Origin of the sequence: Psychrobacter sp. TB55-MNA-CIBAN-0194, assembly GCF_040309505.1 — a bacterium.
In the GTDB taxonomy this organism is placed as follows: domain Bacteria; phylum Pseudomonadota; class Gammaproteobacteria; order Pseudomonadales; family Moraxellaceae; genus Psychrobacter; species Psychrobacter fozii.
In genome coordinates, this window is the sequence record NZ_JBEOOW010000005.1 from 70,782 (window position 1) to 94,165 (window position 23,384).

Consider the following 23,384-nt stretch of genomic DNA (forward strand, 5'->3'; position numbering starts at 1 on the left):
AAGTCGAGCTGTTATAAACTCAAACGCTCTGCTGGCTTTTTTATCGTACTTTATTTAAGTTTTGCTCTAAATAGAAGCGCCAAACCGTACTTATGAATAATAATATGTATGAGCCAATCCAACACCCGAATCCCCAAACTTTCAGTTCGATTTCTGAATCATGAATTCCTTTATCGCCTGTTGCTACTATGGTTGTGATAAAAAAAGTAGATAACCCAAGCATAAAAGTAAAAGCGGCAAGGTTAATCGGGTTTTTATGGCGAAACGTCAGGTATATAGCTAGCAAAAAAGTGAGGTTACTATAAGCTTGGAATACTAAACCGACCCAACCAAATAGAATACCCATTACTAAAGTCTCATAACCAAAATAGGTTTCACCATCGTAATGTAGCGCAGGTAAACATAGAGATAGTAGCCACACGTACAGAGCTATTTTAGACAGTGTTGGAGGGTTGGGACAAGTATGATCAAGGCTCATGAGTTATCCTTACCTATTCTACTGGAGCAATGGTTGTTTGATCTAATAGCTCCTAATATACCTATCTAACACTCCTTACTTTGCGTAAAAGCTATGTTTTTGTCGCATCCTCTTCATCAAAAATTCATAAGCATAAAAAAACCTTGTCGCGTGATGTGGTAAGGTCTTTTTTTATAATACTTTATTTTTGACAATCGTCATGGTATTAGTCCTTAGTGATATTGGAAGTAGAGTTAGTGGTATTAGAGAAGCGGATGGTATTGCCAAAATCACCTAAATAGTTGTAAATATAAATCTCGCGTCCTATCAGTAAAGGAAATTCTATATATTTTACGGGATGGCAGTCTCGTCGATGTGCTTCCATATAATCAATAAACCCCTTATATGTCTTCCCTTCCCAGTTTTGATTTCGACGAAAACTTCTCGCAAAGATTGAAATATGTTTATCTTTATAGCCATCTATAGATACAGTCAAAATCTTCATATTTATTTTTTTATCAATAAACGTACTTTCATAATACATACATCCTTGTTTGAAGTTACTTGGGTCCTCCGCTAACTTGTCGGCTATCAAGCGATATCCCCAAATTTTCATAAACAAACCCAGATAAATTAAAAAAAATATTATATAGATGCCAACTTGTTGAGATTTGGTGTATTGCTTTATATAGTTACGTAGATTTACTATCATTTTATATTCGCTTAAAAATATGTTGCTGTAATTCGTACACTATATTCACTGGCATCTTGTCTAGTAGACCTCTTGCAAAAGTACCGTTTCACTGACTTCCCCCAATATACTTTTAGAGGGTAGCGATTACTTATGCAAGGTCTTTTTTTTAATACTCTATTTTTAACAATCGTCATAGTATCAGTCTTTGGTGATATTGGAGGGACTCATGGTGTCACCAAAATCACCTAAATAATTGTAGATATAAATCTCGCGTCCTATCAATAAAGGGAATTCTATGTATTCTACAGGGTGGCAGTCTCGTCGATGTGCTTCTGCATAATCAATAAACCTCTTATACGTTTTCCCTTTCCAGTTTTTATTACTAGGAAAGCTATTCGCAAAAATATGAATGTGTTCACTTTTATAGCCATCTATAGATACAGTCAAAATCTTCATATTTATTTTTTTATCTATAAACGTACTTTCATAATACATACATCCTTGTTTGAAATTACTTGGATCTTCCGCTAACTTATCAGCTATCATATTAAATCCCCAAATTTTCATAAACAAACCCAGATAAATTAAAAAAATATTATATAGATGCCAACTTGTTGAGATTTGGTGTATTGCTTTATATAGTCACGCAGATTTACTATCATTTTATATTCGCTCAAAAATATGTCATCGTAACTTGTATATTATATTCACTGTTGTCTTGTCTAGTTTATTAAATATAAAAGGGGTCTAATATAGCTCTAACTGCAGTGGTATCCTACTGGTTTAGATGAATAAAGAACACAGCCAAATCAGAAAGCAAAAAAAGACCTTGCCACATAGCGTGACAAGGTCTTTTTTATTTCTAACTTCTCAATGGAATCTAAGCATTACTTTTTAAATACGCTAACATAGTGTCTGCATCTGATACTTCAAATGGGTCTATTGGGCAGTTGTCGCCAAAATCAGCTTCCTTAAACACTTTTTTAACTTCTTTATTGTCGACAACCATCGAATAACGCCATGAGCGCATACCAAAGCCAACATTACTCTTATCAACAAGCATGCCCATTTTACGAGTGAACTCACCATTACCATCAGGAAGTAAGAAAACGTTTTCACGGTTTTGCTTTAGACCCCATTGGTACATGACGAACGCATCATTGACAGAAATACAAACTATTTCATCTATGCCTAATGCCTTAAACTCATTATAGAGCGCTTCATAACGGGGGAGATGGCTGGTTGAACAAGTTGGCGTAAACGCACCTGGTAGAGAAAACACAACCACTTTTTTATTGGCAAATAACTCATCTGTGGTTAGATCATACCATGTGAATGGGTTGTCTCCTCCAATAGAGTCATCACGAACACGAGTTTTAAAAGTCATATCAGGTACATGGGTAATCATTGTTTACTCCGATTTAGGTTATTGTCTTTTTTATTTCTAAATTCTCAGTCGAACAAATATGACGCTGCTACCAGAAAAACGAATGCAAATGGTACTTATCGTACATTAAGCAATGTCTGACGCCGTAGCAGGTCACTACTTGATCTACTGCTTGGTCTACTGCTTACTTAGGGTTCACCATATCAGTAGGAATTACCCACTCATCAAACTGAGCTTCAGTTAATAGCTCTAGCTCAACCGCAACTTGCTTCAACGTTTTGTTTTCTTTATAAGCAGTTTTAGCGATTTTCGCAGCATTCTCATAACCTACATGACGGTTCAATGCAGTCACTAGCATCAATGAGTTGTGCAAGAAGTCATCGATTTTATCTTTTACTGGCTCAATACCAACGGCACAGTTTTCATTGAAGCTGTTGCAGCCATCACCCAATAGTTTGATAGATTGCAATAAGTTAAACGCGATAACTGGCTTATACACGTTTAGCTCAAAGTTACCTGATGCGCCAGCCATGCTGATCGTCACATCGTTACCCATGACTTGAGCAACAACCATCGTCAATGCTTCTGACTGAGTTGGGTTTACTTTACCCGGCATGATAGAAGAGCCTGGCTCGTTCTCAGGAATCGTCAATTCACCTAGACCACAACGAGGACCAGATGCCAACCAACGTACATCGTTAGCGATTTTGTTCAAGCTAGCTGCTAGCGTTTTTAGTGCGCCTGACGCAAACACTTCTGCATCACGAGCCGCTAGTGCTTCAAATTTGTTCGGTGAGGTAACGAATGGCAAGCCAGTCAAAGTCGCTAGTTGCTCAGCTGATTTTACTGCATAATCAGGATGGGCGTTTAGACCCGTACCAACTGCAGTACCACCTAATGGCAATTCATATAGACCTTGCAACGCATTATCAATACGTACCAATGAGTGATCAAGTTGGCTAACATAGCCGCTGAACTCTTGACCTAACGTCAAAGGCGTGGCGTCTTGTAAATGCGTACGACCGATTTTTACGATGCTATCGAATTCTTTGGCTTTTGCAGCTAGCGTATCACGCAATGCTTTTACCGCAGGGATCAATAAGCTATTGATCTGACGAGCAGCCGCCACACGAATCGCCGTTGGGAAGCTGTCGTTGGTAGACTGTGCATGGTTTACATGGTCATTTGGGTGAATTGGCGTGTAGCTGCCGCGCTCAGAACCAGCGATTTCATTGGCACGGTTGGCCAATACTTCATTCATGTTCATGTTTGACTGCGTACCAGAACCCGTCTGCCATACAACCAATGGGAACTGATCCGTTAGACCACCGTTGATGATTTCGTCAGCGGCTTGCACGATGAGATCACGCTTGTCATCTTCGATACGCTCTAGGCTTGCATTAGTAATCGCAGCGGCTTTTTTGACCAGTGCCATTGCTTCAATCATCGGACGTGGCAAAGTCTCGCCACCGATTTTAAAGTTCTCACGGCTACGCTGAGTTTGCGCACCCCAATAAGCGTCAGCTGGGACTTCCACGTTGCCCATGGTGTCTTTTTCGGTACGAGTTGCCTGATTCTGTGTCGACATAACTACCCTCTTTGATGGTTTGTTGTTTTATGACTGCTTCGTAAAAAATGCAACAGCTGCTGCACATAAAGGAGAATACGATATAAAGTGGCGTTATGATAGCATGACTAGGGCGTGTTGAATATTCACAAATAGCCTTGAGCAATGTCTAAAAGCACCAGTCACCATCAACTCAATAAATTATCGGATAGTATAACTATGCATCCTGAACCAAAAAACGTAGCGGCGGAGGATTCGGCAGTTAGCAATCCGCCCAGACGGCACTTTACTCGCCAGCGCCGCCAGTTAAGCGACGGCACGCGGAGACAATTTGCTCAGTCTGCAAGCTTGCATCTATCTAAGCTACAGCAGCGCTTGCCAACGAATGCACGTATTGGACTATATTACGATGGCTTTGGTGAACTGCCTACTCAGCCAATATTGGACTGGTGTCAACGCTTAGGCTATTTTCCTTACTTACCAGTCGTCGGCTCACTTGGCCGTACTAGCAATGGATTTGAAGATAAACATCTACGTTTCGTACCTATTTATCATTCAAAACTACTCAACATACCGACACGTATACATCGATTAGGTATGAAGCAAAACCATCATCGCCGTCTACTTTGGGCGCGCGAATTGGATGTTATTATCTGTCCGCTAGTAGCGGTCGACCTAAACGGCAACCGTATGGGCATGGGTGGTGGGTTCTATGATACGACGCTTGGCAAAAGCTATCGGTCGGGCGCTAAAAAGCCATTAAAAATTGGCTGGTGTTATGACTTTCAAGTGGTTGAGCAATTAGCGCGGCAGCCTTGGGATGTGCCATTAGATGGCTTAATTACGCCAAGCAGCATAAGGTGGTTTTGATGAAAAATGATAAACAAGCGATGCATGCTAACTCTAGCGCTGATAATGTGGATGAGTATTTGCAGACATTAGGCAATGAGGACGCTAGAGAGCTGCGTTACTACAGTCAAGAACAACCCTTTAGCTCTGAGGAGATGACAAGGCTAGTCAATGAAGAGCGTCTAAATAAACTGATGGCCCAAAGCAATGAATTTTTGAGTAGTTTGAACGGTGAGATTAAAGATTTTGATGATTAGGTATGACACATGAGCACAAAAAAAATTTCTATGAGGACAGTCGCTAGCTACTTTAAAGCTCAGAAACTACGAATATTTTTCGCTATTTTATGGGCTTTGTTTGTCGGTCTTATTATTACTTCAGGCTTTGAGCCAAACCCTCATGCGCTACAGATGCTTGATGCTCCTGAGCCGCATTCATATGATATAGAGCTCGTCGTCATATTGGTGGTTGCGATGCTTTTTCATTTAAGCTTTCTCGTTACTATCGATGTATACATGCGTAGCCAGTGGAAGTTTTTTACCATGCTGATTATTACCACATTATTTTTACTTTGCTTCGGTATGGTGGCAATGCATGCACCGCCGTCACTAGGCTTTATGGTTTTTTGGACTTTCTTATCTTTTCTACTGTTTTCGGTTATTTGCTTTTGTCAGGCTTGCTCATTCTTTTTACGTTGTGTATTCCGTAGAACCTAGGAATGAAGATAGGAAATTTCATACCTAATTAAAAATACAAGTTACCCTACAACATCACAATCCAACCAAGTATCAATAATGAAATGCTTTAACGGATAAATACTTATTTTTATATCAAACTATTGTTTATAAATTACCTATAAACTATAATTATTGGAAATAATTATCATTACCGAATAGGTATCGTCCGTCATGAAGAGCAAAACGAAAAAAGAATTTATGTCACCAGCTTCGTTCAAGGTTATTTTTTACCTTTTCGTAATATTATTTCTGCTAACGCTTGCTGATTATATATATGACTATAATGGTTTTGAGCTTGCCGGACTTAAGAGCTTTGGCTTCACTCTAACGGTATTCTATACTTTCGCACTCGTGAGCTATGTAGAAACACAACGGACAAAACAGCGCAACGACAAATCATTCTCACGTATCCTTATCCTTGTATCTTATATTTTCTTAGGGATACTCATGGTTTTGTTTGGTTTATCATTCCTAGACTATAGGCATGGTAATTTAGCGCTAGATCATATCTACGATCCGGTTTTTCAGCTTTTTTTCAGCTACCTTCTACTTAAAACCATAACAGAGATGAAAAATGGCTTAATACATAAAGAAACGCCTGTGTTTTCACAATAACCCTTACCCTCTGTATCTCTTATTCAAAAAAACAAGACTTACTTCTAAGTTTTGTTTTATCTGCTGTTATTTACAGGCCGTACTCTGTACGTCTACAACACCATCGCTGCTATCCAACCAAATATCAATAACGGAATATTGTAGTGAATAAAGGTCGGCACCACACTGTCTTTGATATGGTCATGCTGTCCATCAATATTTAGACCAGACGTCGGCCCAAGGGTTGAGTCTGACGCAGGAGAACCTGCATCACCCAGCGCGCCAGCCGTACCGATAATCGCCACAGTCGCCAATGGTGAAAATCCTAACGAGATACATAGCGGTACATAAATCGCGGCCAAAATAGGAATCGTCGAAAATGATGAGCCAATACCCATGGTCACAATTAGGCCAACCAATAGCATAATGAACGCCGCGATTGCTTTATTACCCGCAAACAATGACGCCGCACCATCGACCAGCGGCTGAATTTGCTCAGTTACTTTCATGACTTCCGCAAACCCTTGTGCCGTAATCATAATAAAGCCAATCATCGCCATCAATTTGATACCATCATTAAAAACCGAATCGGCTTCACGCCACTTGACCACACCAGTGGCCATAAAGACACCAAAACCAAACATCGAACCCAGCAACAGCGAATCAGTATAAAGCTGTACGACAAAAGCAGTCACAATAGCTGCCAGTGCAACCAGCGTTTTTAGCTTGCTTTGCGACTGTGCATCAGCCGCCGTTTTGCTCAAGGCATCACCCTCTACGACCGCATCATGTGCCTCTTTATCTATGGCAACTTGTTGATACGCGCGTGGCTTGCGATAACTGATAAAGACAGCAATCAGCAAACCAATAAACATGCCTAAGGCTGGTATCGCCATCGCTTTAGTGACAGAGATATCACTAATATCAATGCCCGCCTCACCAACGTTTTTGAGCATGATTTGATTGAGGTAGATATCACCAAAGCCATATGGGATAAACATATAGGTGGTGACCAGACCAAAGGTAATCAAACACGCAATTAGTCGTCTATCAATGTGCATACGATTGAATGCTAGTAACAGTGGCGGTACTAATAAAGGAATAAAGGCGATATGAATAGGGATTAAGTTTTGGCTAAAGCAGCTCATGGTAATGAGACCTGCAAACAGCATGTACTTAATCATGCCACTGGTGCCGCCTGCATCAATGCGCTTGATGACAGATCCTGCCAGTGATTGCGGCAATCCCGAATGAGCAATGGCGACCGCAAACGCCCCAAGTAACGCATATGACAGTGCAATCTCTGCACCATTGCGGATACCTTCTTGAAACGCCTCTAAAGTCTCAGTAATACCGAGACCTGCTATTAGTCCACCAGCCAGCGCACCAATTAATAAACTGAGCACCACGTGCACTCGCGCAAGTGACAGCCCCAACATGATGATGACTGCCAGCAGTACCGCATTGATTGCCATGTGTTGCCTCGTATTCTATTTGCTTTGGTTCAATGTAAACTTATTGATATCTCATAATTTATGGATATCGCCGTCGTCTCAAAAATGCTTTTTCTCGAATGTGTCTCTAAAGCGTTCTACTCTAAAACACACCGTTTAAGACGCGCGACAGTTTACCTTATTTTGCCTATAAAACCTATGCGAAGAACCCAATAGATATTTGATAGATGCTATTTATAAGTGTTCTCTAAGCATCTGTTATGACTGCTTTCTATGACTCTTGTATGGCTACTTCCGATATACTGACTCTCACCAGTGACGCATTAAGCTCATAACCATATGACGCTCTGTATTCAGTTAGATATAAATATTTTGCAAAGTTAAGCAGGTGAGTTTGAGTACAAGCCTTGCAATTTTATCTGTGAGCACCATTTATCTAAACATGAACCACGAACTTGACTTTACAAGTCTGGTGAACGAGGAAAAATATATGAGTGAACATAAAATAGCCCAAGACAATATCGATATAGATATCGACGTTTCATCTACTGTTGCTGATGATAACCAGCCAGACACCTTGTCTAGTCATGCGTCAGAAAGCGAGTTAGAGACAGCGTCTGACAGTATCGAAGATATTACACAAGACGAAGATACTGCCAAAGACGACGATAGCGAAGACAGTACTAGTGAAGACGACAATGCTAAAGACAGCGTTGAAGACGATACATACTTACCTTTATTGGCATTGAGAGATGTGGTCGTCTATCCACATATGCAAATTGCCTTGTTCGTAGGCCGTGCGCCATCGGTCAAAGCCGTTGAGCTGGCACAGGCTGAGTACGGTAATAAAGTACTGGTCGTGGCGCAAAAAGACTCGCTGACCGAAGACATTGATCAAGACAACTTATATCAATACGGTACGGTATGCCGCATCGTCAGCACCATGCCGCATGACAGCGATGAAAATTGCATCAAGGTATTAATCGAAGGTCAGTATCGTGCGCGCGTTGACAATATAGAAGATCACGACACGTTATTGATGGCAAGATTTGAGCGTGCTGACCTCGATGTCAGTATGGATGAGAGTCAGCAAAAGAACACCATTCAAGCGCTGACTACGCTCTTTGAAAGCTATGCTGATGCACGTCTGCGTAATGCGCGTGAGCTAACTCGTGTGGCGAAACGCATCGACGACTTACTTGAGTTGGTGTACTTCATCTCAACTCGTGTGTCGATGGATCTTGATATCAAACAGTCGTTCTTAGAAAAAGACGATATCAAAACGCATATCAATACCTTGACTGAATACTTGGTCAAACAAAGTGCTGAGCAAAATATCGAGCAAGATATCCAAGAAGCTGTCCGTCAGCAAATGGAAGAGAATCAGCGCGAATACTTCTTAAACGAAAAAATGAAAGCCATCAAAAATGAGCTGTCAGATATGAATGACGGCGCATTCGATGGTGATGATGATGTCGCTGAGCTTGAGCAGCGCTTGGAAGATGCTGACTTGCCAGAAGATGTCCGCAAAAAAGCGGAGCAAGAGTTTAAGAAGCTCAAGATGATGCCACCTGCATCAAGTGAATCATCAGTCGTACGCAACTATATTGAGTGGATTTTGGATACGCCGTGGAATGCGACGACCAAAGTTTCGATCAATTTAGACAAAGCTAAGACGGTATTAGACGAAGATCATTACGGATTACAAGATGTAAAAGACCGCATCTTGGAATATCTCGCCGTGCAATCACGTGTGAAAAAACTTCGTGGCCCGATTCTATGTCTCGTCGGTCCTCCAGGTGTCGGTAAAACTTCACTGGGTGAATCGATTGCTCGTGCCACTGGTCGTAAGTTCGTACGTATGGCACTTGGTGGCGTACGTGATGAAGCGGAAATTCGTGGTCATCGCCGTACCTATATCGGTGCAATGCCAGGTAAAATCGTTCAGTCACTGGCCAAAGTCGAAGTCAAAAATCCGCTATTCTTATTGGATGAAATTGATAAGATGGCGCAAGATTTCCGCGGTGATCCAGCATCAGCCTTGCTTGAAGTGTTAGATCCCTCACAGAACGATACGTTTAACGACCATTATTTAGATATGGACTTAGACTTATCGCAAGTGATGTTTATCTGTACTGCCAACAGCATGGATATTCCAGCAGCTCTCCTTGATCGGATGGAAGTTATTCGCCTACCGGGTTATACCGAAGAAGAAAAAGTAAATATCGCACAGAAGTATCTAGTGCCAAAAGCGATTAAGAATAACGGTCTCAAAGAAGGCGAGATTGAGATTGTTGAAGCAGCGCTGCACAGTATCGTTCGTAGTTATACCCGTGAAGCTGGTGTCCGTAACCTTGAGCGCGAAGTGAATAAAATCTGCCGTAAAGTCGTTCGCGGTTCAGTTGAGACACATGGCGCACGTGCTCCGAAAAAAGCAGAACGTGAGCTAATCGTGGTCGATGACAAAAACATCGATGACTATCTCGGTGTCCATCAATATGACTATGGTCTGGCTGAAGAAGAGCCTGAGATTGGCCGTATTACTGGGCTTGCTTGGACGCAAGTCGGTGGTGAGCTACTCACTATCGAAGCAGTCGCCATGAAAGGTAAAGGCGAGCTTAGCTTTACAGGGTCGCTCGGCGATGTCATGAAAGAGTCTATTCGTGCAGCCATGAGCGTGGTTCGTGCTCGCGGTGAAAGCTTAGGCATTGACTATGAGACCTTTAAAACCACTGACGTCCATGTGCATATGCCAGAAGGCGCCACGCCAAAAGATGGCCCATCAGCTGGTGGTGCCCTTACCACAGCGCTAGTCTCTGCCCTAACTGGTATTGCTATTCGTCCAGATATTGCGATGACAGGTGAAATCACTTTACGCGGGAAAATCCTGCGTATCGGTGGTCTCAAAGAAAAGCTACTCGCGGCACATCGCGGTGGTATCAAGCATGTGTTGATTCCAGCGACCAATGAGCGTGATTTGGCTGATATCCCTGATAACGTTAAAGCAGGTTTGACCATTCAACCAGTAGCCACGATTGAAGAAATCTTAAAGGTTGCTTTGGTGAGCATGCCAGTTCCAATCAAGCCTGCTAAAGTAACGGTCGATAAAACTAAAGGTAAAGCATTGCACAGTTAATAAGTGTTCTGTTATTAGCTCAATCTGACAGATTCTAAAAAGCCGCTCATCATATGATGGGCGGCTTTTTTATGCATGTTCATTATTTATTCTTGGAACATTCAACTATTATTCAAGATATACTGCTTATATATCTAAATTCGTTTAATCTCAAAAAATATTTAGCTAAGTCTATTTTTCAAACCCATACGATACTTACATTTATTAACTGATTGTTGCGCATTTGATGAATAACTATAGGGTTACCTTGGCTATACTAACTCCGATGTTAACGAATATTGATACGAGTCTTAATAGAACAATAACCATAGATATTCGAAATTTAATGACGACTAAAAATAATGACTAAAACAATTGGAGAAAATAATGAATAAAATGATGCTTGCAAGTACTCTATTATGTGGTTCAGCTTTAGCAATGACTGGTTGCCAAACAGTCGAAGGCCAAATGCAAACAGGCAACCCTCTGAGCCAACCTACCCTAAAATCAACCATACACACTGTAAGTGGTGACAAAAAAGAAGTTGGTCAAATATTCTTACGCCCAGTTGATGACGGCGTACAAGTATACGGTAAGCTGATGAATCTAAAGCCAGGTCAGACAGTGGCGCTACATATCCATGAAACGGGTAGCTGTGCCGATATGGGCAAAGCAGCAGGCGGTCACTTCAATCCAGACAATAAGCCACACTCTAACCCAGACGATATGAATGGTCATGCTGGCGACCTACCTAACCTAACGGCCAACGACAATGGTGTAGCGACTATTAACTTCGTAAACAAGAAAATATCTGCGGCTGAAGCAGGTAAATATAGCGTTAACCGTTTAGCATTTATCGTACATGGTGGCACGGATGACTATACCAGTCAGCCAGCAGGTAATGCTGGTGACCGTGTCGCTTGCGGTATTATCGAAACGATGTAATATTGCACTAATAATATTTAAAGCTAAAAGTTATTGAAACTGAATATCATTAGAGCTAAATATTATTGATAGCATAAAAAAACCTCTTAGATGATCTAAGAGGTTTTTTATGCTTTAAAACTATTTATGACGAAGGTAAAAGAGATTTACTCTTCTACCCACTCACCTTTACGCCAGTACACACCCCAACGGGTGGCTTTGCCATTTTTCTCAGAGCCGATATATTGCTCTTTTTTCTTGCGTGACCAACGTAATATCGTTGCATTACCCTCAGGATCTTCGTCTGGCCCTTCGAACAGATACTGGAACTTGTCTTCCATTTTATCTTTGATTTCTCTTAGCTCAGCCAGCTTTGGCGGACGTGTCTCGCGCACTTTCGGGAACTTAGACGCTGCTAAGAACATCCCTGCTGCGCCTTCACGCAAGATAAAGTAATCTTCATGCTTGGTCGATTTTAGCTCTGGTAAGTGAATCGGATCCATACGTGGTGGTGCTGCTTCACCTGTTTTTAGTACTTTACGAGTGTTGTCACACTTTTGACAAGCGAAATAAGGACCAAAACGTCCCGTCTTCAGCTCCATCTGTCCATCACACTTATTACAATCGATGGTTGGTGCATCTGAACCCGGCACTTCGAACTTACCTTCTTCTAGAATATAGCCATCGCAGTCAGGATTGTTACCGCAGATGTGCAGCTTTAGACCACCATCCACGATATAGCCGTTCATCGCTGTACCACATTTCGGACAGCGTTTTTTCTCCATCAAATCTTTGACTTCGGCCGCTTCGTCTTCTTCACCTTCAGCATCATCGAGATTGGCAAAAGCTTCGACTGGCATTAAGTTTTTAGTGCCTTTACAGCGCTCTTTCGGTGGTAAGTTATAACCCGTACAACCTAAGAATACACCTGTAGAGCCAGTACGCAACTGCATCGGACGGTCGCAAAGATCACAATGGACATCTGGCACGTCGGTCGGATCATTGGGACGCATGCCGTCTTTTTCTTTAGCACGATCTAGAGTCGTTTTGAACTCGCCGTAGAAGTTATCGAGCACGTCTTTCCAGTCTTGCTCACCTTCTGCTACGTGATCCAGCTTGTCTTCTAATGCAGCAGTGAACGTATAATCCATCAAATCTGGAAAACTTGCTGTCAGTCTATCAGTAACGATATCGCCCATTTTTTCGGCAAATAAACGCTTATTCTCAAGCTTCACATAGCCGCGATCTTGAATGGTCGAGATGATAGAAGCATACGTCGATGGACGACCGATGCCTTTTTTCTCAAGCTCTTTGACGAGACTGGCTTCGGTGAAACGAGGTGCAGGCTTGGTAAAGTGCTGGCTTGGGTCAAGCTTATCTAGCGTTAATTTATCGCCTTTTTTAACATCAGGTAATAGCGTGTCATCGGTCTTGGCTGGCGGCATAACTCGCGTAAAACCATCAAACACCATGGTACGACCACGGGCCTTTAGCTCGACATCATCAGCGCCAACAAACAAATTCACTGACAGGTATTTTGCCGGTAGCATCTGACACGCCACAAACTGACGCCAAATCAGCTCATATAGCCGTATCGCATCACGCTCAACCCCTTTAAGCTGGGTTGACTTCATATTGACATTGGAAGGTCGAACGGCCTCATGCGCTTCTTGTGCGCCTTGTTTGTTACCATAAAAGTTCGGCTTTTCTGGCACATATTTTGTGCCATAGCTGTCTTCGATATAGCCACGTACCGCCGCCAATGCATCACCAGACAAAAAGGTCGAGTCAGTACGCATATAGGTGATATGGCCAGCTTCATATAAACGCTGCGCCAAAATCATGGTTTTCTTAACAGAGAATCCCAATCGCGTACTGGCCGCTTGTTGCAATGTAGAGGTAATAAATGGCGCACTGGGACGCGATTGTGTTGGCTTCTCTTCACGCTCTTTAACGATAAAGTCATTTGCATTAAGAATGGCTAGTACTTTATCAGTCTGCTCTTTATTCACCAGCTTAAGTGTCTTGCCACCTTGCTTGGTCGCTTCTAGGCGTATACCAATTTGCTCAGCGTCTGAAGTTTTTGGGGCATTACTATTGGCAATATGCGTGTCTGCATGAATCTGCCAGTACTCTTCTGGAATAAAGGCGCGAATCTCATGCTCACGCTCAACCACCAAACGCATGGCAACTGACTGTACACGACCTGCTGAGAGACCGCGCGCGATTTTTTGCCACAATAGTGGTGATACCATAAAACCAACGACACGGTCTAAAAAGCGACGTGCTTGTTGAGCATTGACACGGTCAATATCGAGCTTGGATGGCTGCTTGAAGGCATTTTGGATAGCAGATTTGGTAATCTCATTGAAGACCACACGCTCATACTTGCTATCAGCACCGCCAATGACTTCTTTTAGATGCCAAGCGATTGCTTCCCCTTCTCTATCCATATCCGTTGCGAGATAGATTTTGTCAGCGTCTTTGGCTAGCGCTTTTAGCTCTTTGATGACTTTGGTCTTGTTTGGCAGTACTTCATAGACTGCTGCCCAATCATGTTCTGGGTCTACACCCATGCGCCGTACTAAGGCTTGCTGGGTTTTTTCTTCTTTACTTAGGCTCTCATCTTTTTTGGTCGTTGCTGCTTTTTTGGCGCTCTTGCTCGCACCAACTGGCAAATCACGAACGTGACCAATACTTGAGCGTACAATAAAGTCATCACCAAGGTATTTATTAATGGTTTTTGCCTTGGCTGGTGATTCTACGATCACCAAAGACTTACCCTTTGGGCTGTCAGCAGTAGTTGCTGTACTTTTTTTGGCTGCGGTTTTTGCCATATTTTACGACACCATAATATAAGTAAATTAAAAGTAAGAATAAATTCAACGACATGGCAATTTATAATAATTGGTTATAATAGCTCAGCGAATTATTGTATTGAGGCGCATTAAACATTCGACCATGGCGCTGATAGTTGCTCATAAAAACAGTTATAAAACAAACAATAACCATAATATAAAGATATAGTTATAAAGACGTTACACTGCTAAGCGCTAAACTGTCAACTGAAAATGACTGGGAGTCTATCAAAAGTGCTTGCATATTGGTTATTAATGGAGATTAAAAAATTATTTACTACCTTGCTTAGGTTTTCTGTACTTCTATTGCCCATTTTTCCAAATTTTCTTTCAACGCTAACAGGTCTTTTTCTATCAGTGAGTGATGATAAGCAGGGTTACTCAATGGACGCACATAAGCAATATCTTCCCAATAAATAATAATGCTATTGGCTTTGGTCCATAAGCCTTTTATAAACGGCTCAATACTGACTGGTAAATCGAGCGGTACTTTATCCAAGCTAAAATTGGTTTTTTTGACCGTGGTATCCGCATGACCATAATTGGAACGAATGGCACTTGGGATAGTGAGTTTGGTCGTATCTCTCGTCGTATCGACAAAACTACTATCTGGACGCCACTGTCCATCAATCACTTGATAACGCGTATGCGGTAATTGCGTCTCGTCTAGCACTAAGCAATATTGACCCATCATGCCACGGCCATACTCGTTGTCTTTGCCTTTAATCCAATCAGGACAGGCCACCAGTTTTGGATTGAGCTGTAACCGACGCGCCGTCATGCGCAGTTTGTCCAAGCGCTGATCGATACCATTCGGTTTGAGCGCCATCATACTCCCTAATACAAATAGTACAATGATAACGCCAATAAATATGCCCATGATGGTCTGACCTTTTGACTGAATTAAAGTAATACTATATAGATGCTTATAATGAGCACGAACCACGAAAAATCAAGCATGATGAGCTAGCAGCCATTCAACAACGACTCATTTAGACCACCATACCATCGCTATATATATTGACATATCAACTACTTAGAGGCACTGAAAGCCAGCCTAATAATAAGATAGAAAAAGTGGTCAGCCGCAAAAAGTGCTATGATAAACCATAATTTTAAACGCGCGCAGGTTTATTATGAATTATCTTATTAAGCGAAACTCATCGACTACCGATATTTCTCACCATTTGGTCAATAAAGTCATGAGCAAATCAGGTATCTCTATATCACTGGTCGGTGCTGCATTACTGACATTGTCAGGCTGTGCAACCACTCAAAGCCTCACACCGCAGCAATGCCAAGCCAGTAACTGGCAAGAAGTCGGTTATACAGATGGCAGCCGTGGCCGCTCAGGTGCTTATTTCGGCCACTATGCAGGTAGCTGTGCAAGTATAGGCGGTGCGACACCCAATCGGATACAGTGGGAACAGGGGCGTCAGCAAGGGCTCAAAAACTACTGCACCGAGCTCACGGCTTACAAACTCGGCCGCGAAGGTTACGAGTGGCAAGCGGTATGTCCACTAGAAGGTATCGAGAAGTTGGAAGAAGCCTACTCACAAGGGCGCTACTACTATATCCGCCAGCAAGATTTGGACTATTTACGCTCACCTTATCCTTTCGGATATGGTCACTTTGATCGCAGATATCGCCCACTAGGCCATCGCTGGTAAAAATTAGACATTATTAGTAAAAATAAAGCATCGTTGGTAAAAAAGAAAACCTCACCGAGTACTTAATTTGAGGTTTAAGTACTCAGTGAGGTTGGAGAAAAGTTTATTATTTTTATTTTATTATTATACTAGCTACCTATCTTTCTACCTATCTAATGGTTGGCTATCTAACAATCGTCACATGACAATCCCAACCCACCTTTTATACTTACCTTACTCATTAACAAAGGCTATCTTGGTCAGTCCTGCTTCGCTGGCAGATGCCAGTACTTGTGCGACCGTATCATATTTGCTTTCTTTATCCGCACGCAGCTGAATAGAAGGGTTTTTGCCTTGCGCACTTTCTTGTTGCAAGCGCTTATCCAACTCTTCTATCGTGATAGGATCACTGTCCCAAAACACGCCTGCATCCTGATCGATACTGATCTGAATCGCTTCTGGTGGTGGTTCATTGACTTGTGCACTCGTCTCCGGCAGGTTAAGCGGAACAGTCGGATTAAGAACGGTCGCAGTCAACAAAAAGATAATCATCAAAACCAGCATGACATCGATAAGCGGAATGAGGTTCATCTCATTCATGCCTTGGACGTCATCATCACCTAACTGAAATGCCATAATTACTCTCAATATATGCTTACTATGTGTGCTTAGTCAGTACTTGTCTTCACTGTTTATCTCATCGTTACTTATACGATGATAGGAAGCACTGTTACCCGCTAAAGGTAACCGTCGCTATCCCATGATACCGTCTATAACTGCGAAGTAGACACATTACGATACTGTTTATTAGTATTGCTCGTTTGGGTGTCAGCTGAGCTTTTCACTGAAGTTACTTGCTCGGTAGGCTGCGTGTTCGCTACTGCTTTTATATTCGCAGAATCCGCCAGTAAGTCATGTGCTCTATCATTTGCGTGATACATCACACGGCGATTGATACGCACAGCGAGGTTATAAAAGACCACCGCTGGAATAGCCACAGCAATACCCAAGCCTGTCATGATAAGAGCCTCACCGACTGGCCCTGCTACTTGCCCCAAGCCTGCTTGTCCGCTCGTACCAATATTATGCAGCGCATGAAAAATACCCCATACGGTACCAAACAAACCAATAAACGGTGCAATCGCTGCCGTCGTACCAAGGATAGGCAGACCACGCTCACTAGAAAAGCGATAGCGTCCAATATGCTTGAGCAACGCCTGCTCTATCACCAAGCGACGAGTGGGCGCATCTACTTCTCTCAACCCAGTCTGTTTGGCTTGGACTTGATGAGTTAAATCATCGGCAACCGTCGCCGCCAACTTGCGGCTTTGTAGTACACGAATGATACCCGTCACCCAAGAGATAAGGGATAAAGCGAATAGTACAAAGAACAAGGTTTTGGTCACCATGTCACTATATTGCCAGTATTGCATAAAGTCCATGTCAGACTCCTTCGTCTTTTGTGTTATGGCTTGATATCATTGCAGATAGCACAGTTGCTTTCATTATGACAATGTTATTTAGAATTATTAATATTGATATCACAATCTATAAAAAACTTGGTATTACTCTGGCACTTGATAAGAAACAGTAAATGTGACATTTCCTACTCTTGGAACACCATTTTGAGTAAAAGGTTTAAATCTACCAGATGTAACTTGTTGTTTAGCTGCATTATCAACTATTCGATTCTCTGACGACCTTGCCACTCTTACATTGCTGATAGCGCCTTGTTTATTGACAGTCATTTTCAATACAACATTAAAAGTCTCGCCTGGACGAGCACTAGATGCAGCACGTTTAGGAAATTCGAAGTTTGGCGGAGATGCCCAGCTGGCACTATTGGCAGTAAATGGTACCGGTTGATTATTAGCAGCTTCTGCTGCTGCTGCGTCCTTTGCTTTTTGTGCCGCAGCTGCATCGGCAGCGGTTTTAGCATCAGCTATTTCTTGAGCTCTCTTCGCATCAGCAGCTACCTGTGCTGCTATGGCATCGGCATCGGCTTGTGCTTGCTGTTTTTCAGCTAATAATGCATCTCTTTTCGCTTGCGCTGCTTGCGCTGCCAAAAGCTTCTGCTGATTATCAGCCACTTGCGTCGTAGTGCTTTTTTGAGGGGCAGTTTTTTGTTTAGCAGGTGGTGGCGTGAACTCAGCAGGCTTAGGCTTTTCAGCTTGTTTCGCTTTCGGCTTATCTACTGGTTGCTTCTTCTGCACAACTTTAGGCTTGGGCGCAGCAACTGGCTTTGCTTTTGGCTTAGGCTTAACCTCTCTGACTGGTTTCGGCTTTTCTTCAATTTTTATTTCTTCAATCTCCACAGGTGGCGGAGGTGGTGGAGGCGTAATCAGCTCTATTTCAATAGATGGCGTCACTTTTTCTGGTTCTACTTTCATCTCAGGCGTTTTGACCGCCGCTAATGCTACTGCCGTCAGCACATGCAATCCCACAACTACCGCAATAGTCGCAAGCGTCAACTTAGGTGATGGCGCGTCTAAATTCGTTGAACTCATAACACCCTAATATTAATTAACTGAGATAGAATGGCGTAGATAATAATGCAAACGATAATTATTATCAATAATAAATTGAGATAATTGCTCTTTTATTAATACAATTATAACAAACCGAATCTACCTTGTTAATAAAAATCATTATCATTTATATTGATAATGAATCTCAATTGCCTTATCATTGCGGTTCTTGAGTTGTTTATCGAAGATTGCTTATCGAATACTATCTCTTATTTTACACCATAAGATAATTAAAAAATTTAAGTTATAAGTGCACAACCACCTCATAAAAACTATAACAGTTAAATAAATACCGCCGAGCATTGTCTGGTATATACATCACATTGGACAAACTCATTTCATTTTTATATGGGTAATCATTTTTTTAACAATTTGCCCAAACTGCTAATATACCGAGTTATTTATGTCTATCGATTTATTGTCTAACCGCTCTCCTAGTGCCTTTTTTAAACGCCCATTACTGACTGCTATGACGACCGCACTCGTTGCTAGTATCAGTGTGGCAGGCTGTAGCTCACCAGAATCAACGGACTCTGAGCCAACAGATATCACGACTGAAAATCAAACTGCCGATAACAGCGCTGCTAGCACTATAACAGTGGATACCGTAAAAGGAGACGTCGAGTTAGCGGTAAACCCATCGCCAATCGTGGTGTATGACATGACATTGATGCAGGATTTGGCAGCGCTTGATGTGGCGATTGATGGCGCGCCAGCCACAACACCTCTAGATAACTTACAAGCCAAAAACCAACCAGCACCTGCAGGCGTCGGTACGGTATTTGAGCCAGATCTTGAGGCATTGAATGCTATGCAGCCGCAAGCCATCTTAGTTGGCTCACGTATGGCTGAAAAATATGATGAGCTCTCTAGCATTGCCCCGACGTTAGACATGTCTATCGATACGGCCAATATTTATGAGTCAAGTAAACGCCGCTTGGCCGATTTAGGCGCATTGTTTGGCAAAAGTGAACAAGCCGCTAAATTACAACAAGACATTGATGGTTTGATTGAAGAAACCAAAGCCGTCACCAAAGACAGCGGTACTGGCCTAGTGGTCATGGTCAATGGCAATAAAATGTCTGTCTATGGTGCTGAATCACGCTATGGCTTTATTCATAATGTCGTAAACGTACCCATCGCTGATGATCAAATCAAAGAAGGGCGTCATGGTCAGCCAATCTCTTTTGAGTACTTACAAAAGACAAATCCAGACTGGTTATTTGTAGTGGATCGTAGTGCGGCTATCGGCGAAGACAGTGTCGGTGCAAAAGCGGTATTAGACAATCCACTAGTGGCACAAACCACTGCATGGAAAAAAGACCAAGTGGTTTATCTAAGCCCAGATTCTTACCTTGCATTTGGCGGCTATTATCAGTGGATGCAAGATTTGACGACCATCAAAGATGCCTTTACTAACGCTAAGTAAACGCCATCATTGCTTAATTAACTGTTGTTGATGGCCGTTTTTAATGACCGTTTTTATACCTCATCTGTATGCCAGTAGCCGTTATGTCATTATTTTCACATCGTGCACAGCCCAGCGTTAAAGCCAGTACTTCTTCACCAGCCGCATCAGCGAGTTGGAAAGGAAGTACTGGCAACAGTCTAAATGCTAAACATCGCCGTGCCGCCATGCCACCATGGTTAATCAACACGGGAAGCCTCATTATTATGGGGCTTTTGGTGTTATTGAGCTTATCTATTGGTGTCGCAGATTTTTCGTGGTCCGGTTTTCTACGCAGCCTTATCAATCATAGCGCCAACTCTGATAGCTCGCTTTTTTTAGTCAGCCGACTACCTCGCACTATTGCGATTATCTTGACCGGTATCTCGATGGCAGTTGCAGGGATGATTATCCAAGTAGTGCTAAAAAACCGCTTTGTAGAACCCTCAATGGTTGGTGCCACTCAGAGCGCAGCGCTTGGATTATTGGTAGTCAGTCTACTGTTTCCAGCCAGCGCACTCATTATCAAAATGGGTGTGGCGACCGTCGCAGCAGTACTTGGCATGATGCTGTTTATGCTGCTTATTCATCGGATTCCACCGACAGACTTTTTGATGATTCCACTGATTGGTATTGTCTTTGGTGGCATTCTCGAAGCAGTAACGACCTTTATCGCTTATCAGACTGAGTCATTGCAGATGCTCAGCGTTTGGCAGTTTGGTGATTTTTCTGGCGTATTGGCTGGTCGGTATGAGTTGCTATGGCTGACCGGAGGTCTGTGTGTGTTAGCTTATATCATCGCTGATAAGCTCACCATCGTAGGATTGGGCGATAATATCGCACTGAACTTGGGTATTAGTAAACGGCAGGTCACATGGCTTGGCGTCGGCATGGTCGCGATGATGAGTGCTGTCGTCGTGGTCACGGTTGGGATGATTCCTTTCATCGGTTTAGTCGTGCCCAATATTGTCAGCCGATTGATGGGAGATAAGTTACGTCGTAGCTTGCCAGCAGTCGCATTGCTCGGTGCATCCGCTGTCCTACTCTGCGATATCATTGGTCGCTCTATCCGCTATCCATTTGAAGTGCCCGTTGCGACGGTATTTGGCGTGGTTGGTACCGTGCTGTTTTTGTGGCTACTATTGCGCGCTCCGGCTGATCGATAAGCCTGATATTTATGCTTGATACTACAGGATTCGCGTATGTTTTCACCGTCTACGCCTCGCTCTGAAAAAACGACCATGGCTAAAACCAATACAACAAAATACAGCTCGATAGAAAGCGGTGCCTTGGAAGATAGCACTTTGAAAAACAGTGCTACTGCCACGGCTTGGCAAAGTCGTCTATCACAACTTTGGGCATGGATCGTCAATCATCCAAAGTCGATTGCCACCGCTATCTTGGTCATCTCGATGCTGCTATTTTTGACACTCAACGTTAATGGACATTGGGACTTTGCCCTACCATTACGTGGCAAAAAACTGCTGGCATTAATGGTGGTCGGCTATGCTATCGGGGTATCGACACTACTGTTTCAAACCTTAACGCACAACCCTATTCTCACGCCTTCCTTGTTGGGCTTTGACTCACTATATATCTTACTGCAAAGCCTACTGGTCTTCTTTTTGGGTGCGATTAGCTTTACCAGTATTGACCCTCTTGCCAAATTCACACTTGAAATTGTCTTGATGTTTGGCGCGTCATTATTGTTATTTAAACTGCTATTTTCAAAAAGCAGTCAGGATTTGACGCGATTGATATTGGTAGGGGTTATCTTTGGCGTGCTGTTTCGTAGCTTATCAACCTTGATTGCTAGACTAATTAATCCTGATGATTTTGTCATCGTACAATCTCGCAGTTATGCGCAGTTTAATACGATCAATCCGCAACTGCTTGGTATCAGCCTACTCATTTGCCTCATTAGTGCTGTATTTGTCTGGCGCTGGCGCTATCAGTGCGATGTATTGATGCTTGGTAAGTCACAAGCTATTAACCTTGGCATCCATTATCAGCGCCTAGCATTTGGACTGTTGAGCGTTATCGCCATATTGGTCGCCATGGCCACTGCTTTAGTCGGCCCTGTGACTTTCTTTGGCTTATTGGTATGTGCATTGACCAATCGTATCGCCCGTCATATGTACCATAGCGAGCGGCTGATATTGGTCAGTCTGGTTGCTATGATTTGCTTGGTACTCGGTCAGACTATCTTTGAGCAAGTACTGGGCATGGCTGGCGTACTATCGGTTGTGATTGAATTGGCAGGTGGCCTAGTATTCTTATTATTAATATTTACGAAACAACGTCGCCGTCGATAATACCAATAAAAATTAGCACTCTCTAAAGACAAGAAGCTCTATGATTAAATTAGACAACATCTCATACCACATCGGTAAACAGCAAATTCTACATGACATTACGTTGTCCTTGCCAAGTGGACAAGTCATTGCGTTGATAGGTCCAAACGGTGCTGGTAAATCCACCTTGTTTTCCGTTATGGCACGCTTACAACCGCTACAGTCAGGGGAAGTGCGCTTTGGTGAGCATGATATTGTCAGTTGTCATGCGCGGACATTGTCCAAGACGGTAGCAATGCTAGGCCAAGACAATCAAGTGCAAGGGCGACTGCGCGTGCATGAGCTGCTGATGTTTGGGCGCTATCCCTATCATCAAGGGCAGCCAACCGCTGACGATCAGCAGAAAGTGCTAGAGATTATTGAGCGATTCGAGCTGGAACTGTTAGCCGACCGCTTCTTGTCGACATTGTCCGGTGGTCAACGCCAGCGCGTACTGATTGCCATGATTGTTTGCCAAGATACGCCGTATCTATTGCTAGATGAGCCGCTGAATAATTTGGACATGTATCACGCTGGTCGCCTGATGCGTGAACTACGAGAGCTGAGTCACAGTCAGCAGAAGACCGTCGTCATCGTCTTACATGATATCAATCAAGCCGCACAATTTGCTGATACCGTGGTCACGATGAAAGAAGGCCAAGTGATGGCTGTTGGTCAGCCTGTCGATGTGATCACACAAGAAACGATGAAACAGTTATACAATGTCGATGTGACCGTGCTAAACCATCAAGGTCGTCCAGTGATTGTTGATGCGGTTTAAGTACAGGACT

At 42.8% G+C, this 23,384-nt stretch carries 22 protein-coding genes; 11 read left to right on the forward strand and 11 right to left on the reverse strand.

Translation table 11 applies throughout. The annotated features are described in order from the left end of the window. Window positions 1–40: 40 nt before the first annotated feature. The 5 genes from AAEY75_RS07415 to fumC form a co-directional block, all read right to left on the reverse strand. Complete coding sequence (locus tag AAEY75_RS07415; protein WP_197101796.1) at window positions 41–478, reverse strand: hypothetical protein; 438 nt, start codon at window positions 476–478, stop codon at window positions 41–43. A gap of 205 nt (window positions 479–683) precedes the next feature. After that, on the reverse strand, window positions 684–1,073 hold the full coding sequence (locus AAEY75_RS07420) for a hypothetical protein (RefSeq protein ID WP_227680914.1): 390 nt from the start codon (window positions 1,071–1,073) through the stop codon (window positions 684–686). A gap of 276 nt (window positions 1,074–1,349) precedes the next feature. Next, entirely contained in the window at window positions 1,350–1,718 is a 369-nt protein-coding gene (locus AAEY75_RS07425; protein WP_227680913.1) for a hypothetical protein, read from the reverse strand. Window positions 1,719–2,031: 313 nt separating this feature from the next. Beyond that, window positions 2,032–2,559: a peroxiredoxin gene (locus tag AAEY75_RS07430; RefSeq protein WP_020444073.1), complete on the reverse strand. Its 528-nt coding sequence runs from the start codon at window positions 2,557–2,559 to the stop codon at window positions 2,032–2,034. 163 nt (window positions 2,560–2,722) lie between these two features. Further along, on the reverse strand, window positions 2,723–4,126 hold the full coding sequence (gene fumC, locus AAEY75_RS07435) for a class II fumarate hydratase (RefSeq protein WP_197101792.1): 1,404 nt from the start codon (window positions 4,124–4,126) through the stop codon (window positions 2,723–2,725). 198 nt (window positions 4,127–4,324) lie between these two features. On the opposite strand from fumC, the gene AAEY75_RS07440 reads away from it, so the two are divergent. From AAEY75_RS07440 to AAEY75_RS07455, 4 genes are all read left to right on the forward strand, one after another. Continuing rightward, complete coding sequence (locus tag AAEY75_RS07440; protein ID WP_227680912.1) at window positions 4,325–4,975, forward strand: 5-formyltetrahydrofolate cyclo-ligase; 651 nt, start codon at window positions 4,325–4,327, stop codon at window positions 4,973–4,975. Further along, window positions 4,975–5,211: a hypothetical protein gene (locus AAEY75_RS07445; RefSeq protein WP_352259251.1), complete on the forward strand. Its 237-nt coding sequence runs from the start codon at window positions 4,975–4,977 to the stop codon at window positions 5,209–5,211. The genes AAEY75_RS07440 and AAEY75_RS07445 overlap by 1 nt, the downstream gene beginning before the upstream one ends. A 9-nt stretch (window positions 5,212–5,220) precedes the next feature. Beyond that, on the forward strand, window positions 5,221–5,670 hold the full coding sequence (locus AAEY75_RS07450; protein ID WP_352259252.1) for a hypothetical protein: 450 nt from the start codon (window positions 5,221–5,223) through the stop codon (window positions 5,668–5,670). A 192-nt stretch (window positions 5,671–5,862) separates the two neighbouring features. Beyond that, a complete protein-coding gene (locus AAEY75_RS07455; RefSeq protein WP_352259253.1) occupies window positions 5,863–6,306 on the forward strand; it encodes a hypothetical protein in 444 nt (147 codons plus the stop codon). 92 nt (window positions 6,307–6,398) lie between these two features. Here the strand turns inward: AAEY75_RS07455 and AAEY75_RS07460 are convergent, their stop codons facing one another. Further along, complete coding sequence (locus AAEY75_RS07460) at window positions 6,399–7,760, reverse strand: Na+/H+ antiporter family protein (protein ID WP_352259254.1); 1,362 nt, start codon at window positions 7,758–7,760, stop codon at window positions 6,399–6,401. A gap of 469 nt (window positions 7,761–8,229) precedes the next feature. Here AAEY75_RS07460 and lon point away from each other — a divergent pair, with 469 nt between their 5' ends. Both lon and AAEY75_RS07470 read left to right on the forward strand, forming a co-directional pair. Continuing rightward, a complete protein-coding gene (gene lon, locus AAEY75_RS07465) occupies window positions 8,230–10,875 on the forward strand; it encodes an endopeptidase La (RefSeq protein ID WP_352259255.1) in 2,646 nt (881 codons plus the stop codon). A gap of 366 nt (window positions 10,876–11,241) precedes the next feature. Next, window positions 11,242–11,799: a superoxide dismutase family protein gene (locus AAEY75_RS07470; protein ID WP_352259256.1), complete on the forward strand. Its 558-nt coding sequence runs from the start codon at window positions 11,242–11,244 to the stop codon at window positions 11,797–11,799. Between the two features lie 146 nt (window positions 11,800–11,945). On the opposite strand, the gene topA is transcribed toward AAEY75_RS07470, so the two are convergent. Together topA and AAEY75_RS07480 are read right to left on the reverse strand one after the other, a co-directional pair. Next, on the reverse strand, window positions 11,946–14,615 hold the full coding sequence (topA, locus tag AAEY75_RS07475) for a type I DNA topoisomerase (RefSeq protein WP_352259257.1): 2,670 nt from the start codon (window positions 14,613–14,615) through the stop codon (window positions 11,946–11,948). 307 nt (window positions 14,616–14,922) lie between these two features. After that, window positions 14,923–15,516 (reverse strand): hypothetical protein, encoded by a 594-nt coding sequence (locus tag AAEY75_RS07480; protein ID WP_352259258.1) that lies wholly within the window; start codon window positions 15,514–15,516, stop codon window positions 14,923–14,925. A 256-nt stretch (window positions 15,517–15,772) separates the two neighbouring features. Between AAEY75_RS07480 and AAEY75_RS07485 the strand changes: the two genes are divergently transcribed. After that, the gene (locus AAEY75_RS07485; RefSeq protein WP_227681316.1) at window positions 15,773–16,306 is read left to right on the forward strand and encodes a DUF2799 domain-containing protein; all 534 of its coding nucleotides are present in this window, start codon (window positions 15,773–15,775) and stop codon (window positions 16,304–16,306) included. Between the two features lie 213 nt (window positions 16,307–16,519). Here the strand turns inward: AAEY75_RS07485 and AAEY75_RS07490 are convergent, their stop codons facing one another. The 3 genes from AAEY75_RS07490 to AAEY75_RS07500 form a co-directional block, all read right to left on the reverse strand. Beyond that, window positions 16,520–16,921: an ExbD/TolR family protein gene (locus AAEY75_RS07490; RefSeq protein ID WP_110923171.1), complete on the reverse strand. Its 402-nt coding sequence runs from the start codon at window positions 16,919–16,921 to the stop codon at window positions 16,520–16,522. Between the two features lie 134 nt (window positions 16,922–17,055). After that, window positions 17,056–17,727: a MotA/TolQ/ExbB proton channel family protein gene (locus AAEY75_RS07495; protein WP_197216707.1), complete on the reverse strand. Its 672-nt coding sequence runs from the start codon at window positions 17,725–17,727 to the stop codon at window positions 17,056–17,058. A gap of 123 nt (window positions 17,728–17,850) precedes the next feature. Further along, window positions 17,851–18,792 carry a TonB family protein gene (locus AAEY75_RS07500; RefSeq protein ID WP_352259259.1) on the reverse strand — a complete coding sequence of 314 codons (942 nt, stop codon included), beginning with the start codon at window positions 18,790–18,792 and terminating at the stop codon, window positions 17,851–17,853. A gap of 424 nt (window positions 18,793–19,216) precedes the next feature. On the opposite strand from AAEY75_RS07500, the gene AAEY75_RS07505 reads away from it, so the two are divergent. From AAEY75_RS07505 to AAEY75_RS07520, 4 genes are all read left to right on the forward strand, one after another. Then, window positions 19,217–20,242 carry a siderophore ABC transporter substrate-binding protein gene (locus tag AAEY75_RS07505; RefSeq protein WP_352259260.1) on the forward strand — a complete coding sequence of 342 codons (1,026 nt, stop codon included), beginning with the start codon at window positions 19,217–19,219 and terminating at the stop codon, window positions 20,240–20,242. A 206-nt stretch (window positions 20,243–20,448) separates the two neighbouring features. Continuing rightward, window positions 20,449–21,426, forward strand: a complete 978-nt coding sequence (locus tag AAEY75_RS07510) for an ABC transporter permease (protein WP_227681330.1) — start codon at window positions 20,449–20,451, stop codon at window positions 21,424–21,426. Between the two features lie 36 nt (window positions 21,427–21,462). Next, on the forward strand, window positions 21,463–22,575 hold the full coding sequence (locus AAEY75_RS07515) for an iron chelate uptake ABC transporter family permease subunit (RefSeq protein ID WP_352259261.1): 1,113 nt from the start codon (window positions 21,463–21,465) through the stop codon (window positions 22,573–22,575). Window positions 22,576–22,615: 40 nt separating this feature from the next. Continuing rightward, the gene (locus tag AAEY75_RS07520) at window positions 22,616–23,374 is read left to right on the forward strand and encodes an iron ABC transporter ATP-binding protein (RefSeq protein WP_352259262.1); all 759 of its coding nucleotides are present in this window, start codon (window positions 22,616–22,618) and stop codon (window positions 23,372–23,374) included. The last annotated feature ends 10 nt before the right edge of the window (window positions 23,375–23,384 follow it).

Bases quoted from the DNA above. Each gene is read 5' to 3' on its own strand.
- AAEY75_RS07505 (WP_352259260.1), top strand. From the start codon at position 19,217: ATGTCTATCGATTTATTGTCTAACCGCTCTCCTAGTGCCTTTTTTAAA.
- AAEY75_RS07415 (WP_197101796.1), bottom strand. From the start codon at position 478: ATGAGCCTTGATCATACTTGTCCCAACCCTCCAACACTGTCTAAAATA.
- AAEY75_RS07425 (WP_227680913.1), bottom strand. From the start codon at position 1,718: ATGAAAATTTGGGGATTTAATATGATAGCTGATAAGTTAGCGGAAGAT.
- AAEY75_RS07440 (WP_227680912.1), top strand. From the start codon at position 4,325: ATGCATCCTGAACCAAAAAACGTAGCGGCGGAGGATTCGGCAGTTAGC.
- AAEY75_RS07455 (WP_352259253.1), top strand. From the start codon at position 5,863: ATGAAGAGCAAAACGAAAAAAGAATTTATGTCACCAGCTTCGTTCAAG.
- AAEY75_RS07515 (WP_352259261.1), top strand. From the start codon at position 21,463: ATGTTTTCACCGTCTACGCCTCGCTCTGAAAAAACGACCATGGCTAAA.
- AAEY75_RS07500 (WP_352259259.1), bottom strand. From the start codon at position 18,792: ATGAGTTCAACGAATTTAGACGCGCCATCACCTAAGTTGACGCTTGCG.
- fumC (WP_197101792.1), bottom strand. From the start codon at position 4,126: ATGTCGACACAGAATCAGGCAACTCGTACCGAAAAAGACACCATGGGC.
- topA (WP_352259257.1), bottom strand. From the start codon at position 14,615: ATGGCAAAAACCGCAGCCAAAAAAAGTACAGCAACTACTGCTGACAGC.
- AAEY75_RS07430 (WP_020444073.1), bottom strand. From the start codon at position 2,559: ATGATTACCCATGTACCTGATATGACTTTTAAAACTCGTGTTCGTGAT.
- AAEY75_RS07495 (WP_197216707.1), bottom strand. From the start codon at position 17,727: ATGGACTTTATGCAATACTGGCAATATAGTGACATGGTGACCAAAACC.
- lon (WP_352259255.1), top strand. From the start codon at position 8,230: ATGAGTGAACATAAAATAGCCCAAGACAATATCGATATAGATATCGAC.
- AAEY75_RS07485 (WP_227681316.1), top strand. From the start codon at position 15,773: ATGAATTATCTTATTAAGCGAAACTCATCGACTACCGATATTTCTCAC.
- AAEY75_RS07480 (WP_352259258.1), bottom strand. From the start codon at position 15,516: ATGGGCATATTTATTGGCGTTATCATTGTACTATTTGTATTAGGGAGT.
- AAEY75_RS07490 (WP_110923171.1), bottom strand. From the start codon at position 16,921: ATGGCATTTCAGTTAGGTGATGATGACGTCCAAGGCATGAATGAGATG.
- AAEY75_RS07470 (WP_352259256.1), top strand. From the start codon at position 11,242: ATGAATAAAATGATGCTTGCAAGTACTCTATTATGTGGTTCAGCTTTA.
- AAEY75_RS07450 (WP_352259252.1), top strand. From the start codon at position 5,221: ATGAGCACAAAAAAAATTTCTATGAGGACAGTCGCTAGCTACTTTAAA.
- AAEY75_RS07420 (WP_227680914.1), bottom strand. From the start codon at position 1,073: ATGAAAATTTGGGGATATCGCTTGATAGCCGACAAGTTAGCGGAGGAC.
- AAEY75_RS07460 (WP_352259254.1), bottom strand. From the start codon at position 7,760: ATGGCAATCAATGCGGTACTGCTGGCAGTCATCATCATGTTGGGGCTG.
- AAEY75_RS07510 (WP_227681330.1), top strand. From the start codon at position 20,449: ATGCCACCATGGTTAATCAACACGGGAAGCCTCATTATTATGGGGCTT.
- AAEY75_RS07520 (WP_352259262.1), top strand. From the start codon at position 22,616: ATGATTAAATTAGACAACATCTCATACCACATCGGTAAACAGCAAATT.
- AAEY75_RS07445 (WP_352259251.1), top strand. From the start codon at position 4,975: ATGAAAAATGATAAACAAGCGATGCATGCTAACTCTAGCGCTGATAAT.